This window comes from Roseateles terrae, from assembly GCF_014192155.1.
GTDB lineage: Bacteria > Pseudomonadota > Gammaproteobacteria > Burkholderiales > Burkholderiaceae_C > Roseateles > Roseateles terrae.
The window spans coordinates 25,385-41,166 of record NZ_JACHXO010000009.1 but is presented as its reverse complement, the minus strand read 5'-3'; the positions used below and the strand labels follow the sequence as shown (position 1 = coordinate 41,166).

The window sequence follows — 15,782 nt, the reverse complement described above, 5'->3', positions numbered from 1 at the left end:
CTTGGTGAACGGACCTCTCTAGAGTCAAGCCTCCCCACCCAACCCTGCTGCCGACCGTGAACCTCCTTCGCCGCTCCGTCTCGCTGCTGACCGCCGCCACCTTGCTGGGCAGTGCCGCTCTGGCCCACGCCCAGGTGACCTTGCTGAACGTGTCGTATGACCCGACCCGCGAGTTGTATCAGTCGTTCAATGCATCCTTTGCCAAGTACTGGAAGGCCAAGACCGGCGAAACGGTGACGATCAAGAATTCCCATGGGGGATCCGGCAAGCAGGCGCGTTCGGTCATCGATGGACTGGATGCGGATGTGGTGACACTGGCCCTGGCCTATGACATCGACGCGCTGTACGACCACGGCAAGCTGCTGCCCGCCGACTGGCAGAAGCGCCTGCCCAGCAATGCATCGCCCTACACCTCGACCATTGTCTTTTTGGTGCGCAAGGGCAATCCCAAGCACATCAACGACTGGCCGGATCTGGCCCGCAGCGGCATTGACGTGATCACGCCGAATCCGAAGACGTCTGGCGGCGCTCGCTGGAATTACCTGGCGGCCTGGGCCTATGCCCTGAAGCAGCCGGGCGGTAATGCCGAATCGGCCAAGGCTTTTGTGAAGCGGATCTATGGCAACACCAAGGTGCTGGATTCCGGCGCACGCGGTGCCACCACCACTTTTGTGGAGCGCGGCATCGGTGACGTGCTGATCGCCTGGGAAAACGAAGCCTATCTGGCCGTCAAGGAACTGGGGCCGGACAAGTTCCAGATCGTGACACCAAGCCTGTCCATCCTGGCGGAGCCACCGGTGTCAGTGGTTGACAAGAACGTCGACAAGAAGGGCACCCGCAAGGTGGCGGAAGCCTACCTGCAATACCTGTATTCGCCGGAAGGCCAGGAGATTGCGGCGAAGAACTACTACCGCCCGCGCGACCCGAAGATCGCTGCAAAGTACGACAAGCAATTTGCGCCCGTGAAGCTGGTGACGATCGACGAAGTCTTCGGGGGCTGGCGCAATGCCCAGAAGACCCACTTTGATGACGGCGGCGTCTTCGACCAGATCAATCTGGCACGCTGAATGTCGGGGCACCCGCGCCCCCTGTGAATGCCGGCGCCTGCGTGTGAGGGCGCCCTCCTGTTGTCTCCTCGGTCGGTCGACGTCCGGCAATACCGGACCGACACCATCCAGACCGCTTGCTCTCAGAGCAGCCCCGTCCGGCCGTCATGGCCCGGCGGGGCCTTTTTTCTTGTAGACCTCAAACCGGGGGCAATACCGCAGCCATCGGCCACATCCCACTTTCGTGCGCGACAATCCGGGCTGGTCGCTCTCGACTTCCTGACTTCGTTTCCTGTCCCACACACAGCTCGTAACAGAGTGACCGCGCCGCAACGTTCCCCCCGACTCGGGCCTTCGCGTCAAGCCTCCGTGCTGAGGTCAGACGCTATGCTGTCGGCCGTGGAAAACGTTGTCATTTTGGCGGGGGGCGTGGAGCGTCGCGACGTGGCGCGCTCCGGCAGCGGACCGGGGGCACCTGTACGGGTGCCGGCCCGCCAGCTGACGTTGGCACTGCTGATCACGGCCGCTGTCGGGCTGGCCAGCCCGAACCTGGGCTGGGCACAACCGGCGCCGGGCGCCCGCGGCACGGCTACGTCTGCTTCCGCTTCTCCGTCACCGCCGACCGCGCCGCCGGGGACCTCTCCATCCGTCGCAGCCGGCACCATTGCCCCACCCGCGCCCGTCACCATCGAGCGCATCACCTGGCTCACCTCCGACAACAGCACCTCGGTGAACCCGGGCGTCAATGGCGTGACCGACCGGCTCGTGAGCTATCTCTCGGTCTGGTGGCCGGGGGTGAAACATACGGTGCTGGTGGCCAATGCCAAGCGCAGCTGGCAGATGCTGGAAGAAGGTCAGCAAGTCTGCCGCGCCAATGTGGTGAGAACGCCCGACCGCGAAAAGATCGCCTACTTCACCAACACCCAGCTCACCCCCCCGCCGCAGCTGGTGGTGCGACGAGACCGCCTCTCCCGCCTGCCGCGAACCCCGCAGGGCGAGGTGTTGCTTCCCCAATTGCTGGCGGATGAATCGATGCGGGGCGCGCTGGTGGATGGTCGCAGCTACGGCTCTGCCATCGACGACATGCTTGCGCACCGGCCGTCCAATCCGGCTGTGAGCCTGTATTCCCCGCGGGACTTCGGCGGCCGGTTGCTGCAGATGGTCAGCCTCGACCGGGCGGACTATTCCATCGATTCCGACATGGCGCTGCTGATGATGGGCGAGCCCAAGGATCTGACCACGGTGCCGATCCGCGGTGCCAGCGACCTGGTGATGGCCGGAATCGCCTGCCCCCGCACGCCGTGGGGCTGGTCCGCCATCAAGGGCATCGACCGCGCCTTGGGCCGCCCGGAAGGCGCAGCCACCTTGCGGCGCGGCCTGATGCGCTGGCTGACGCCGGACACCCAGGCCCACTACGGCCCGCAGCTGGAGCAGTTCTACCGCGAGCGCGCCCGGCCGTCGAAGCTGGTCCCTTGAGCGCTGCGCGCAGGCTCAGGCCGCCTGCTCCACCCGGTTGCGTCCCGCCGCCTTGGCACGATACAGCGCCGCATCGGCGCGGCCCAGCAGATCGTCCACCGACAGATCGTCCGGCCGCATGCTGGTCACCCCGAAACTGGCGGTGAGCACCACCGCCGGCGCCCCCGGGTGGCCGTCATCCATGCGGCTGCTGGCAATGTGCTCACGCAGCCGTTCCACCAGATGATGGGCTTCCTCCAGAGAGGTCTGCGGCAGCAGCAGCGCAAACTCCTCACCGCCGAGACGACCCAGCACATCTTCCTTGCGCACCACCTGTCCACACACCTGCACCACCCGGCACAGCGCGTCGTCCCCGCGGGCATGGCCGAGCGTGTCGTTGATGCGCTTGAAGTGGTCGACGTCCATCATGACCAGCGACAGCGGCGCGCCATAACGCCGGCTGCGGTTGAGCTCGGCACCTGCCCGCTCCAGGAAGCTGCGACGGTTCACCGCACCGGTCAGGGCATCGGTCGTGGCCAGGCGCTTGAGCTCGATTTCGAGCCGCTTGCGATCGGTGAAATCCACCAGCGTGCTGAGCACCGACGGTTCACCGTCGTACATGACCGGCACCATCGACAGCAGCATCCACAGCTCGCGGCCATCGGCGGACATCAGGCAGACCTCTTCCGACTGCAGGCTGCCGCGCTCACGGAACAGCTGCTGGATGCGCTCGCGATCCGCCGGGTCCCGGTAGAACGAGGTGGCGGGCCGACCCACGATCCCTTCCAGGGAATGGTTGCCGATGGTGGCGGAGGGACCGTTGCCATAAACGATGACCGAGTCCCGGTCGCGGGTCACCACCATGGGCATTGGCGCGCTGTCGAGCACCGCGCGCAGGCGCTCTTCGCTGTCCGCCAGTTCGCGTGTGCGCAGGGCCACGCGATGTTCCAGGCTGGTGTTGAGCTCTCGCAGCTCAGTGACCAGACGGGCGTTGTCGACGGCGTTCACGACGTTGGCGCAGAGCAGTTCCAGAAAACTCACCCGCGCTTCGGTGAAGACACCGGCGACGGCACCATTCTCCAGGTAGAGCGCACCGACCGTCTGGCCCTGCTTGAGCAGCGGCAGCATCAGCACCGACCGGCCAGACGACGGCGCATGACGGAACCAGGGGTCTGCGCTCTGTGCCGCAGCGTCCTGGAGCAGGATCCGTTGTCCGCTGTGCAGCACCTGCTGCATCAGGGACACCGGCAGCAGGCCCGTGGCGGCGGTCAGCGGCATCTGGTCCGGCAGATGCACTGGCACCGGCCCATTCATGCAGACCTGTGCCTGCAGCATCCAATGGGTGAAGACGGCCGACGGGCCGGTGGTGCCGCTTGCCAGCACCACGGCGGCGCGCTGGGCACCCGCGTTTTCCGCCACCACTTCGAGCAGGCGGCGCAGCAGGCCGTGGAGGTCCCCCTGGCTGTTGATGGCCTGCACGGCCTTGATCAGGCTGCTGACATCGGCGGCATCGCCTTGATGAAGTGATGGTGACGGGGAGGCCGTCGACGGCGGCCCGGCATCACTGGCGCACGGCGGGGCGACCGTCGTGACCGGCAGGGCGGCCGCGTCGGCGCCGGTCGATCCATCCACTCCGTTCGATCCAGTCGTGGGGGCGACACCGGCGGCTGTCGCTCGCTCCGCGGGACACGACGGATCCGCCACCGTGACGCCGAACGACTGCCACGCGGCCTGCATGGCCTTCTGCGCCGCAGCGGCCCGGTCCGGGGCCCGTCCACGCCAGGCGCATGCCTGTGCACGCAGCACGGCGGCGAGATCCATGGCGGGCTGTCCGGGGGCCTGTGCTGCAGCCAGCGCGGCCTCCAGCTGCCTGTCGACGTCGCTCACCGGCGCGCCGTCCAGCTGCAAGGCCTGCGCCTTCAGCAGGTGGATGCGCGCGCTGAGATGGCCCGGATGGGCCTCGTTCCAGCGTTGGAGCGCGGTCAGCGCCTGCGTTTCCAGCGCGAGGTCACGCTCCCCCTCCGATTGCAAGGCGAGCTGCTGGCTGGCCCACGCCGCGATGAACAGGAAGAGCGATTGCGCATGCATGCCGCGCCCCGCTGCAAACAGCGCACGCGCAGCCAGGGCGTGTTTCAGGGCCGGTGCCGGTGCTTGTCCGACCCAGGCCCATACCGCCTGCCAGCCGTGCAGGAACATCAGGCCGGTCTGATCCTGACGGGCCTCATAGGTGCGAGCCATGGCGGCCACATCCGCCAGGTCGGCGGTGTCCAGGGGCACCTGCCGCAAGGCGCGGACCAGCCCGAGCAGTGCCTGCGTATAGTCCTGCGCCACCGGCTGACGCATCGCCCGCAGGGTCTGCACATGCTCAGCCAGCATCGGCTCCAGCATGGACAGCGGCTGCCCCGCAAGGAAGGCATGCACATCGTGCACATACAGGCCCAGCCCCGCGTGGCGGAAGTTGCCGAACTCCAGGCCGTTGCGATGCGTCTGCATCAGGCCGTCCATGCTGGCGGCGAGGCCGTCGACCCAGTGGCTCAGGAACGCATGGAACGAGAAGCCGGCGTGGGCAAAGGCCTGCACCCAGCCGAAGCGTTCCACCAGCCCCATCGTCATCCGACCCAGCGCGTGGGCGAATCGGTAGTCGCCAAGGAACTCCGCGCACATCAGGCCCAGCACCGAGTAGGCCGACAGCGCCGGCGCCACGTGGCCATGGTCGACCATCAGCCGCACCTGGAACAGGGTGAGCAGCGGGAGCAGCGCCGGCCGCACGATGTAGGCCGCCGCCGTCATCTTGGCGCCGATGGAGATCAGCAGCAGACGGTTTTCGTCCTGCATCGGCGGACGGGCGGCCAGGGTGTCGATGCCGAGATCCTGGATCTCGTCGCGCAGGCAGGTCAGCAGGCGTGCGAGGTCGGCCTGCGGCTGTTCGGGATCGAGGCCAGGCAGCACCGCGCCCAGCAGCGCCAACAGCTCGAGCCCGAGGTCAACGGTGTCGGCAAGCCTGCCTTGTGCATAAAACGCCTCCATCCGCACTTCCAGCAGGCGTGCCCGCTGTGCGTTGGAGGTGAAGACGGCGAGCGCCTCGGCGAGCAGCGACTCCATGCGCTCGGGTCGGCCCGCCAGATAGGCCATGCGGGCCGCATGCGGGTGCCAGGCGTCGTGCAGTGCCTGCGCGGGGTTCAGCTCGAGTGCCAGGTCGGCATAGTCCGCAGCGGGCTCGAAGGCCGCAGCCTCGAGCGCCCGCCGGGACGCTGCCATATTGGCCTGAGCCAGGGCCCGCCGTTCCAGTGCATCCACATCCGGCCGAAGCAGCATGCGTGCGGCGTTGAGATGGTTCAGCACCGCGTAGGGCAGGGGCTGATCAGAAGCGTGCCGCTCATGGCGGCGTTTCAGGAGACGTCCCACGCGCAGTTGCAGCATGCCGCGCGTCTCCAGCGGAATGCGCTGCAGGGCCGCTTCCTGCACACGGTCATGGGCGAAGGCGTATCGGACCTGATCGCTGGCCTGCCCCTGCAGTTGCGGACCGAAGCGGTAGAGGCTGCTGGCCGGCACGAGCAACTGGGCCTGCAAGGCGGGCAGCAGATCTTCGGCCAGGCGGGCCGGGTCGACCGAGGCGGCCGTGGCCAGGCTCTCCAGGTCCACGCTGGTGCCCAGCAAGGCGGCCACGCTGAGCGCCTGCTGCGTCGCGTCCGGCAACTGCGCCAGCTGCTCCAGCATCAGCGCCACCACGTTGTCAGCGGTGCGGGTGGCAGCAATGCGGTCCAGCAGGAAGGTCCAGCGCTGTTGCGCGGCGTCGAAGTGGAAGAGGCCGCGTCGACCGAGATCCTCCATCCACCGCCGAAGGAAGAAAGGGTTCCCCGCTGTCCGGGACTGGCACAGTTGGGCCAGCTCGCGCAGGGCGGCCGCATCGGATCCGTCGTCGGATGCATCGTTCGACGTGCCTTGGGAAGCGGCGTGCGCAGCGCCGTGCAAAGCGGCATGCGCAGCGGCATTCGGTTCCCCGGCGGACGTGGTGGCCTCCGGCCGGTGCAGGCTGTCGGCGAGCAGCTGACGGGTGTCGTCCAGGGTCAACGGGCCCAGCCGCAGCGGCATCAGGCGTTCACCCAGTAGCGGCCGCAACTCCTGAAGCTCCTGCGCCATCGGATGGCCGGCGCGCACTTCGTTGTCCCGGTAGGCGAGGATGAACAGCGTGTGCGTGAGGGCAGGGTCCGCCAGACACTCGCGCAGCAGACGCCGGGACGCGCGATCCGCCCATTGCCAGTCGTCCAGGAAGAAGGTCTGCGGCTCGCCCTCGGCGGCCAGCGCGGCAAAGCCCTGGCTGACACTGCGCAGGAAGCGGTTCTCGCTCTCGGTGGGTCCGACCGCCAGCAGCGGCTGCACCGGTTGCAGCAGCGGCAGCAATTCGGGCACGGCACCCGCCAGCACTGCCGCATTGGGCCCCGGCAAGGCCTGCAGGCGTCGACGCCAGGAGGTCTGACGGGCCGGCGGCAAGGCCAGCACCTGCGTCGCCCGCTGCGCCAGCAGTTGCAGCACCACGCCGTAGGGGGGGTCCTGTCCATACTGGTTGGCCTTGGCTGCGGCGAAATGGCCTTGCTGGGCGAGCAGGCTGCGCTGGGACGCCATCACCAGCGCAGTCTTTCCGATGCCCGAGAAGCCGGCGATGGTCACCAGCGCCGCCCCGGGCATCTGCCCAAGACCGGCGCGTTCAAAGGCATGCGAGAGATGGGCCTGGGCCGACTCACGCCCGTAGAGACGTCCGCTGGCCTGGAATCGCAGGGCAATGTCGCCGCGGCCGGGCTGGAAACCGGGCAGGCCCCGGCCCTGCTGCAACGCGGCCAGGCAGAGCTGCAAATCCTTTCGCAGCGCCTGATGGCTTTGGTAGCGGGCTTCGGGTTCCTTGTTCAGGCAGTGCGCCAGGATGCTGGCCAGCGGGGCGAACACACGCGGGTCGCGGGTCGTGGCCAGCGGCGCCGGCACGGCGAGGTGCGCGTGCACGGCGCAGGCCGGATCGTCGATCGGAAACGGCGGGGCGCCGGTCAGCGCCTCCAGCAGGGTGGCGCCAAGGCTGTAGAGATCCGCGCGGTAGTCGACGTCGCGGCTCATGCGGCCGGTCAACTCCGGCGCCAGCGTGGCGAGCGAGGCTTCGATCAGCTCGGCCTTCTGCACCAGCGGACGTTCACGATCGATTTCGGCGGCAAGACCCAGGTCGGCGAGGCGCACGCGTCCGGGTTGTGCGCCGGCCCCTGGCAGCAGCAGCACCTGACCAGGGCCGAGGTTGCGATGGATCAGGCCCTGCGCATGCAGATGCTGCAAGGCGTCGATGAGGTCGAGCGCGATGCGGAGCACCGCCGCCTGGTCCAGCGGCTGCTGGGCAGGCGTCGACGTCGCCGCCTGATCCGGCAACCCGTCCGGGCGCAGCGCCTGGCGGAGTGTCCGGACGTGCTCCAGCGTCGGATCGTCAAACAGAAGGCCGGGCCGGCCGGCATGTTCAATCAGCCGGGCAGGGCGAAGAATCCGCTGCGGATCCAGGCGCTGGGCCAGGTCGAATTCACGTTGCAGGCGAGCCCGATCTGTCACCGACGGCGTGGGGGTGCGCAACAGCTTCAGCCACACCCCGCCCAGCGGCGTGTGGCGTGCACGGATCACCTCCGTCCGACGTCCCAGGTGGACCGTGTCGCCCGGCCCTGCCCCGGCGTCCGGACCCTCGCCCAACGCCTGCTCTTCTACTGTCATCGCACTGCCCGAATCTTTTGTGCGAACTGTAGCGTCTGGACGTCGGCCGTTTCAGCGCGGAAGCACCGTGAATGAGGGAGAACTCACCAAAGACGGGACTTCTGCAGCGTCGGAGGTGCTCAGCTGGCGTATTTGATGGAGCAACCGTAGGGACGGGTGCTCGCCTGCGACACCTTCTTCCCGGCAGCCAGTTCGGTCAGCGCGACCTTCACATACGGCTCAGCTTTGGCGATGTCCTCCACCTTGGCGGTGGCGATGCTGTCGATGCCGCCCTTGTAGACCAGCTGCCCCTGCGGGTTAATGATGAACAGGTGGGGCGAGGTCTGCGCACCGTAGGCCTTGCCCATCTGGCCGGTGGGATCCAGCAGCGTCTGGGCCGGTGCCGCGCCCCGCTGTTCATTGAGCTTGAGGGCGGTGGGCCCGTCAACATGCCCCTGCTGTCCGGGCGCGGAAGAGATCACCTGCAACCAGACCACGCCCTTGGCGGCGGCTTCCTTCTGCAGCGACGGGATGTTGCCGCTGCCATAGTGCTTCTTCACATAAGGGCAGTCGTGGTTGGTCCACTCCAGCACCACCGTCTTGCCTTTGAGGCTGTCGAGCGTCACCGTCTTGCCGTCAGCACCGGTGACCGAAAACGCCGGCGCGGGCTGATCGATCTGGGCTTGTGCCTGCGCCTGGCCATGCCCTGCCAGTGCAACGAAGGCGGCGCTGACGAGCAGGCTGCGACGGCCAACGCTGGTTTGCGAGGCGGAGGTCTTGAAGAATGGCGTCATGGGTCAGTCTCCTGGGTGGGGCGCGGTCTGCGCGGAATGAACGGAAGGTGATTTGTCAGGTGGCAGATCCGCTCACCGCCGCCGTGACGATGCCGGGCGTCAGCAGCTGCGGCAGCACCTGAGCCTCATCGCCGGGGCCGGCGGGATAGAACAGATACAGCGGCACCCCACTGCGGCCATGACGCGCCAGCAACTCGGTGATGCGCGGATCCTGGCGAGTCCAGTCGCCCTTGAGATAGGTGATGCCCTGGCTTTGGAAGGCCGTCTTGACCTCTGGCGTCGACAGCGCCACCCGCTCATTCACCAGGCAGGTGATGCACCACGAGGCCGTGAGATTCACAAACACCGGCTTGCCCTGCGCGCGCAGCGCCGCCAGGCGTTCCGGTGAGTACGGCTCTTCCTTGCTGGCACCGGCCGACGCCGAGGCGACGGCGCTGGGAGTGGCTTCCGGCTGCACCATGGGGAGCAGGGCGAGCGCCGCAGCCACTGAAGCGAGCGCCGTGAGGCCCCCGGCCCAACGGCCGCTTCGTCCCGCGCTGCGACTGACGCCTCGTGCCCACAGGGCGAGTGCGATCAGCCCCATGCCAGACAGCGCAAGCAACACACCCTGAGGCCCCGCCTGCTGCGCCAGCACCCACACCAGCCAGATGGCGGCACCGAACATCGGGAAGGCCAGCGCCTGCTTGAGCACATCCATCCAGCGACCCGGTCGCGGCATGCGCCGCTGCAGTGCGGGCCAGAAGGCAAGCGCGAGATAAGGCAACGCCAGTCCGAGGCCGAGCGCGAGGAACACCGCCAGCAGTTCCACCGCCGGCTGCGCCAGCGCATAGGCCATGGCGGCGCCCATGAAGGGAGCCGTGCAGGGCGTCGCCACCACGGTCGCGAGCACGCCTGTGAAGAAGCTGCCCACCAGGCCGCTGCGGCTGGCCAGGCCCTGACCGACACCCGTCAAGCCAACGCCGAGGTGCAGCATGCCGGCGAGCGACAGTCCCAGCACAAACATCAGCCACGCCAGCAGCAGCACAAACAGCGGTGAGTGGAACTGGAATCCCCAGCCGACGCTGGCGCCGGCACCCCGTAGCGCCAGCAGGACGCCGGCAAGCGCGCTGAATGCGACCAGCACACCGGCGGTATAGGCCAGACCCTGTCGATGATGCTCCCGGGGGTCACCGTGCAGAAAACTCAGCGCCTTGATGGCGAGCACCGGGAAGACGCAGGGCATCAGGTTGAGGATGAGACCGCCGACCAGCGCCAGGCCGATGGCAGCCCACAGACTGAGCGAGGCGGCTTCGCCGGAGGGCAAGACCACTGCAGCGCTGGGCCTGACCTGTTGCGATCGCTTCAGCGCCCTGAGCCTTGTCAGCGACTGCGCCTCCCGCGCCACCCCCAGCTCCGGCCGCGCCGCCAATGCCCTCGACCATCGTGGAGACTGACCACGCCTGCCCATGAACGAGCAGCAGGCCCTCCAGCACCTGTCCCGCGCGTGCGGGCTGCTCACCCACTGGCATGCGCAACTGCCATGCGCCGTCCGCCTGGGTCAGCTGCGGCTTGGCTGCATGCTGGATGCGGCCCCAGTCCTGCGGCAGGAACAGCGTCTTGTCAGGGTCGGGTGCACCGGCGCCCAGCGCCTGGGCCGGCCATCGGATCAGTAGATCCTGGTTCTGCAAGCTCGCCTCAACCTTCATCGGTGCCGGCGCGGGCAAGGCCTGCTTCGCGGATGCCAGCGCCGGGGCATCCGGCGACGGCACGGCCTGAGCCGCCACGGGCAAGGTCAGTGTCAACGTGGCCTGCTGGGGAATGCAGGAGTCCTGGCAGACCAGCCAATTCACCTCCGCCTGCAGCCGAACGGAACTGCCGGACTTCAGCGAGGGCGGCAGCTTCAGCTCCGTCAGCAGCAGCGTCTGGTTCTCATAGCCGTAGTTGGTGATGGGGCCGACGTCGAACCGCTTCGGCGCCGGCCACAGGATGTCGCCGGCCTGCGCCCCCTTGGGCAGGGTCCACTGAATGCTGGTGGGCTGACCCGAATCACCCGGATTGCGCCAGTAGGTATGCCAATGCGGCGCAATGCGCTGCTCGAGGCCAAGGAGGACCGTCTGCCCCGGCTGCACCGCGCGGGACGCAGACATGAGGCGAACGCTGACCTCCTCCGTGGAAGAACGGTCCGATTCAAGCGCCGGAGCGACGGTTTGGGCGGACGCCGTCCAGGACATGGACGCCAGGAGCAAGGAGATGAGGCAGGCACGCATGGGCGCGATGCTAGGGGTAGGGCGGTGTCCTCACAAGCGCTGAGGAAAAGCGAGATCGATCCGGTTTTCTGAAGTCAACGACGGATCAGCCGAAGTGCGTCGTGCGCCGACGTCGCCTTGTTTCCTTACTTGCAGCCAACAAGAAAAAAAGCGTGGCGGAAAGGCGGGGAATCTGGGGATCACGGATCGGGTGTCATCGGACATCCGTGACGCCGGCAGGTCGACGGTGCCCCGGAGGTGGGGCGACGCGTTGAGTCGAAACGGCCGCGACGCGCGTGGTGATCGAGGCTGCATGAGGAACGCCCGGAATGGGCCAAAAACCGGCCCAAAAAAGTGGAGGGGCCGCTACGGGCGCGGGTGATGCGCAAAACGCCCGGAAATGTCGTTGCAAAAACGTCGACACCCGGGAGGGGACGGAAAACGGGCGGCGTAGCGGCTCCCGGCGAAAACGCTGAAAACGACCTTTAAAAACGTCGACACCCCCGGACCGGCATCGAGCAGCCTTGGGAGTCAGAACCGGGCGCAAAAAAATCTCTTTCCAGAAACGTCGACCCGAAAATTAGGGGCGAGTGCGAAACCGCATCGAACTTTTAAGGGCTGCCGATTTCACGCATGTGCCGCGGGCAGGGTCGCCGGCTTGGAAAAATGCGCAGACCCTGACATCCCCTGACAGGATCCACCCACATCCATCGCCGTTTCGCTGGGCGCAAAACCGGTCCCGACGACAGCGTCCAACAACGGCCAAGGGATTACCCGTTGGGAATCTCTGGCTCGACCAACTGCACCAGCAATTGCAGTGATTCCTGCCATCCGAGATAGCAGGCTTCAGGCGGAATCATGTCCGGGATGCCTTCCTGGGTGATGCTGAGTTCGGTCCCGCAGAAGACCGGCTTGAACACAACCGTGGTCACCATCTGCCCCGGAAGATTCGCGTCGTCGAACTGGCTGCTGTAGCGCAGGCGCGCGCCGGGCACCACCTCCAGGTATTCACCACCAAAGCTGTGCAGTGCCTGGCCGGAAAAGTTCTTGAACGACATGCGCCACCGACCGCCGACCGTGGCATTCATCTCGTGGACATCGCCGACGAAGCCATGCGGCGGCAGCCATTTGTTCATGGCCAGCGGATCGGTGAAGGCGCGGAACAAACGCTCCGGCGGCGCCTTGACGACGCGATGCAGTTGAATGGTGTTGGGCATGATGTCTCCGTCAGTGGCTGAGCGCTGCTGCGCCTTGTGGTGATGCCACCTTAGCGGCTGCGTTTGACGGTGAGAAGGCGGGTCAGCCCGGGCACCCGTGCCGTACGCCGTCAACCCGGTGTCACCGCGCTTTGTCAGCACAGTTCGCTGCCCCCGCTGCCTGCTCCGCTCGTTACCGCCGGTCGGCAGTGCCGATCCAGACACGCATCACCCGATACGGCGGCTTTCCTTCGTCCGCTCCACCGGTGAAGGCCGGCGTTCTGTACAGCTGATTCACCGACACATAGAGCCATCCGCCATCAAAGTGATGCACGCTGTCCGGCCAGTCCAGACGCGGATCCCTCACCACCGGCGTCAAGCGACCCCGCGCATCCAGCTGATCAATGCCCGACTCGTTCAGGTTGGTGAAGAAGTGGCGTCCGTCCTTCGTGGTGGCGGCACCGTCCGACACCGGTTTGTCGCCGATGATGCGGATCGCGGCTGCCGTCTGCGAATCACTGACGCCGGGATGCAGCAAGGCAGCCGGCACTTCATACCAGTGCTGACCGTTCATGGCGCCGAAGAACACGGTCTTGCGGTCGGCACTGAGGGTGATGGGATTCACGCCCACCTGAGCCGGTGTGCCCTGGAACTGGATGTCCTTGCCCCCGATGCTCATACGCGCCTGCGGGTCCGCCTGCAGCGAAGCGTGACCACTGAAACGCCGAGCCTCACCCGTGGTGGTGTTCACCGCAATCAGGCCGGGGTTCGCAATGTCCGCAAGATAGGCCCAGCCACCGTCGGCATCGATCGCCAGGTCCTGCACAAAGCTGCCTTTGGGCGCGATGTCGGCGGGCAGCTCCAGTCGCTTGACCTGCTGACCGCTGCGGATGTCAAAACTCCACAGCCGGGTTTTGCCCAGCTGCAGACCCATGTCGATGACCCACAGATGTCCGCGATGGTCCGCCTGCAAACCCAGCGGTGAATCGATCCTGTCATCAGACGGCGCCTGTGTGCCTCGCTGGAATGCCGCACTGGGCCACGGACGATAGCTGCTGCGGCCGGTGATTTCGATCAGCTGAGCCGCCGCCGGGGCCCCGAGCGGGTGCACCGTCGCAAAGACACGCCCCCCGGCCGCTGGCGCCACATTGCCTGGCCGGATCGGGAGCTCGGCCACGACTTCCAGATCTCCGATCCGATGCGCCACCGCCCGGGTCTGCGCCGGTTGGTTTGCCACCGGGGCGGAGGACGGCGTTTGCGCCTGTGCCACGCCGGTGACGAGCGCGAGCGCCGTCCCCAACGCCGCCATTTGCAGCGCCTCACGCAGGCTGCGGATGAAGCGTTGATGCGAGGTGCGGGTGCTCCCGGAACGGGGGTGGCCGGCGCGGCCAGCATGGGGACCGGCCTTTGTCTGGATCGCCGTGAACATCGGCCGCGATGAGGGCAAGGTCTGCGCGGACGAAACGGGTCGTGGGGATGAGGCCGCTGTCATCGCAGCGGCAAGGCGGGAGAGTGCGGAGGTGTCCGAAGACAACTGATGATTCAGCATGAGCAGGTTCCCTCGCAATCAATGCGAGCTTCGATGGGAATGAAAGACCGCAGTCTGCGATCCTTCCTCCATTCGATGAACCGGCCTGGCCGTGAACCTCTTTCAACCGGACGTTGAGAATCGGCGCGCGGCCCGGCATGCCGTCCGGTTCACGCGCTGCTGATGGCCGCAGGCGCCATCACTACGCCTGCCGCCGCGGCAGCGACGTGTACCGCAGGTAGGGCCGCACCGCCTCCCAGCCCTGGGGGAACTTCTGCGCCAGCACGGCTGGATCCTGCAGGGACGGCACGATCACCACATCGTCACCTTCTTTCCAGTTCGCCGGCGTGGCGACGCTGTGATGGTCGGTGAGCTGCAAGGAGTCAATGACACGCAGGATCTCGTCGAAGTTGCGGCCCGTCGACGCCGGATAGGTGATGATCAATCGGATCTTCTTGTGCGGATCAATCACGAAAACCGACCGTACCGTGGCGGTGGTGCTGGCCTGCGGATGGATGAGGTCATACAGCTGCGACACCTAGCGGTCGGCATCGGCAATGATGGGGAAATTCACCTCGGTATTCTGCGTGTCATTGATGTCCGACACCCAGCGGTGATGCGATTCGACCGGGTCGACGGACAAGGCAATGACTTTGGTGTTGCGCCGTGCAAAGTCTTCCTTCAACTTGGCCGTTGTGCCCAGCTCAGTCGTGCACACCGGCGTGAAGTCCGCGGGATGCGAGAACAACACACCCCATTGGTCACCCAGCCATTCATGGAAGCGGATCGGACCTTCGGTGGAAAGTTGTTCGAAGTCTGGGGCAATGTCGCCGAGGCGCAGGGTGGCCATGGGGGTCTCCGTGGAATGAACAGAAAGGGGGAAGGGTCAGATCGAAAACGACCACTCCAGGATGCTGGCCCGCTCAGGTCGGAGGGCTTTGGCGGCACGTGCCCGCGCCGCTTCCACCCAGCGTTTGGCCAGCGGGAACGGACCGAAGCCGGACTCGGCATTGATGTGACCGACCAGGCCCAGGTTGCTGTAGCTGCTGCCCCAGCGAGTGGCCCAGCGCAGCGCACTGGCGGCGCTCATCCAGGGGTCGTTCTGGCTGGCGATCAGTGCGGTCGGGCAGGGCAGCCGCTGATGTGGCAGACGCTCGGAGAGACCGAACTTGTCCGGCTCGGCAGGAGCCACCAGCAGCGCCTCGCGGATGGGGGCGTCCGGATGCTGCTGCAGGAAGTGCGCCAGTGCGAGGCAGCCGAAGCTGTGTGCCACGGCGATCCACTCGCCCTGACCGGCATGGTCCAGGCGTGTCTGGATGCGCTCGGACCAGCGCTCCAGGTCCGGCTGGCTGAAGTCCCGTTGACGCACGCGGTGGGCATCGCGGTACTGCTGCTCCAGCCAGGTCTGCCAGTGGGCGGGTCCGCTGTCATGCAGGCCGGGGATGATGAGCACGCGCGGCGTGTCGCTGCGCGTCTTGCCGGACCGAAGGCCGGTGGCGCGCAGGGTCCCGGCGTCCGCGGTCACGGTGTCGGGCTCCAGGGGAAAGACGGCTGCCATGGCTCGCTCCTCACAGGGTCGCCAGAGACACTTCGGTCGACTTCACCAGCGCCACCACTTCCTTGCCGACGGTCAGTTTGAGTTCCTTGACCGACCGCGTGGTGATCACCGAGGTGACCACCAGGCCGGCGGTGGTCAGCACATCCACCTCGGACACCACCGGACCTTCGATGATCTCCTTGATGGTGCCGCGGAACTGGTTGCGAACATTGATTGCGCTGATGCTCATGGGAACTCCGGAAAGTGAAGCTCAGCTTAGGCACCCACG

At 66.7% G+C, this 15,782-nt stretch carries 10 protein-coding genes and 1 pseudogene; 2 read left to right on the top strand and 9 right to left on the bottom strand.

From position 1 onward, the window contains the following. Positions 1 to 56 precede the first annotated feature (56 nt). Both FHS28_RS20990 and FHS28_RS20985 read left to right on the top strand, forming a co-directional pair. On the top strand, positions 57 to 1,067 hold the full coding sequence (locus FHS28_RS20990; RefSeq protein ID WP_088453917.1) for a sulfate ABC transporter substrate-binding protein: 1,011 nt from the start codon (positions 57 to 59) through the stop codon (positions 1,065 to 1,067). 378 nt (positions 1,068 to 1,445) lie between these two features. After that, positions 1,446 to 2,522, top strand: coding sequence for a TIGR02285 family protein (locus FHS28_RS20985; RefSeq protein WP_184295336.1), 1,077 nt, complete (start codon positions 1,446 to 1,448; stop codon positions 2,520 to 2,522). A gap of 15 nt (positions 2,523 to 2,537) precedes the next feature. On the opposite strand, the gene FHS28_RS20980 is transcribed toward FHS28_RS20985, so the two are convergent. The 9 genes and pseudogenes from FHS28_RS20980 to FHS28_RS20945 all read right to left on the bottom strand — a co-directional run bounded on the left by FHS28_RS20980 (position 2,538) and on the right by FHS28_RS20945 (position 15,743). After that, positions 2,538 to 8,234, bottom strand: a complete 5,697-nt coding sequence (locus FHS28_RS20980; RefSeq protein WP_088453919.1) for a diguanylate cyclase — start codon at positions 8,232 to 8,234, stop codon at positions 2,538 to 2,540. Positions 8,235 to 8,353: 119 nt separating this feature from the next. Continuing rightward, complete coding sequence (locus FHS28_RS20975; protein ID WP_088453920.1) at positions 8,354 to 9,007, bottom strand: redoxin domain-containing protein; 654 nt, start codon at positions 9,005 to 9,007, stop codon at positions 8,354 to 8,356. 55 nt (positions 9,008 to 9,062) lie between these two features. Next, complete coding sequence (locus tag FHS28_RS20970; RefSeq protein ID WP_246410439.1) at positions 9,063 to 10,229, bottom strand: protein-disulfide reductase DsbD family protein; 1,167 nt, start codon at positions 10,227 to 10,229, stop codon at positions 9,063 to 9,065. Further along, entirely contained in the window at positions 10,174 to 11,133 is a 960-nt protein-coding gene (locus FHS28_RS24355) for a protein-disulfide reductase DsbD domain-containing protein (RefSeq protein WP_246410424.1), read from the bottom strand. Before FHS28_RS24355 ends, FHS28_RS20970 begins: the two co-directional genes overlap by 56 nt. Positions 11,134 to 12,002: 869 nt before the next feature. Continuing rightward, positions 12,003 to 12,449 (bottom strand): SRPBCC family protein, encoded by a 447-nt coding sequence (locus FHS28_RS20965; RefSeq protein ID WP_088453923.1) that lies wholly within the window; start codon positions 12,447 to 12,449, stop codon positions 12,003 to 12,005. Between the two features lie 172 nt (positions 12,450 to 12,621). Next, the gene (locus FHS28_RS20960) at positions 12,622 to 13,857 is read right to left on the bottom strand and encodes an L-dopachrome tautomerase-related protein (RefSeq protein ID WP_221194148.1); all 1,236 of its coding nucleotides are present in this window, start codon (positions 13,855 to 13,857) and stop codon (positions 12,622 to 12,624) included. Positions 13,858 to 14,158: 301 nt separating this feature from the next. Then, positions 14,159 to 14,806 (bottom strand): annotated as a pseudogene (locus FHS28_RS20955) (peroxiredoxin). 36 nt (positions 14,807 to 14,842) lie between these two features. After that, entirely contained in the window at positions 14,843 to 15,514 is a 672-nt protein-coding gene (locus FHS28_RS20950) for an RBBP9/YdeN family alpha/beta hydrolase (RefSeq protein ID WP_088453924.1), read from the bottom strand. Between the two features lie 10 nt (positions 15,515 to 15,524). After that, on the bottom strand, positions 15,525 to 15,743 hold the full coding sequence (locus FHS28_RS20945) for a TOBE domain-containing protein (protein WP_088453925.1): 219 nt from the start codon (positions 15,741 to 15,743) through the stop codon (positions 15,525 to 15,527). Positions 15,744 to 15,782 lie beyond the last annotated feature (39 nt).

Excerpts from the sequence above, each read along its gene's own strand:
- FHS28_RS20980 (WP_088453919.1), bottom strand. The coding sequence starts at position 8,234 with ATGACAGTAGAAGAGCAGGCGTTGGGCGAGGGTCCGGACGCCGGGGCA.
- FHS28_RS24355 (WP_246410424.1), bottom strand. The coding sequence starts at position 11,133 with ATGTCTGCGTCCCGCGCGGTGCAGCCGGGGCAGACGGTCCTCCTTGGC.
- FHS28_RS20965 (WP_088453923.1), bottom strand. The coding sequence starts at position 12,449 with ATGCCCAACACCATTCAACTGCATCGCGTCGTCAAGGCGCCGCCGGAG.
- FHS28_RS20975 (WP_088453920.1), bottom strand. The coding sequence starts at position 9,007 with ATGACGCCATTCTTCAAGACCTCCGCCTCGCAAACCAGCGTTGGCCGT.
- FHS28_RS20945 (WP_088453925.1), bottom strand. The coding sequence starts at position 15,743 with ATGAGCATCAGCGCAATCAATGTTCGCAACCAGTTCCGCGGCACCATC.
- FHS28_RS20970 (WP_246410439.1), bottom strand. The coding sequence starts at position 10,229 with ATGCCCTGCGTCTTCCCGGTGCTCGCCATCAAGGCGCTGAGTTTTCTG.
- FHS28_RS20950 (WP_088453924.1), bottom strand. The coding sequence starts at position 15,514 with ATGGCAGCCGTCTTTCCCCTGGAGCCCGACACCGTGACCGCGGACGCC.
- FHS28_RS20960 (WP_221194148.1), bottom strand. The coding sequence starts at position 13,857 with ATGTTCACGGCGATCCAGACAAAGGCCGGTCCCCATGCTGGCCGCGCC.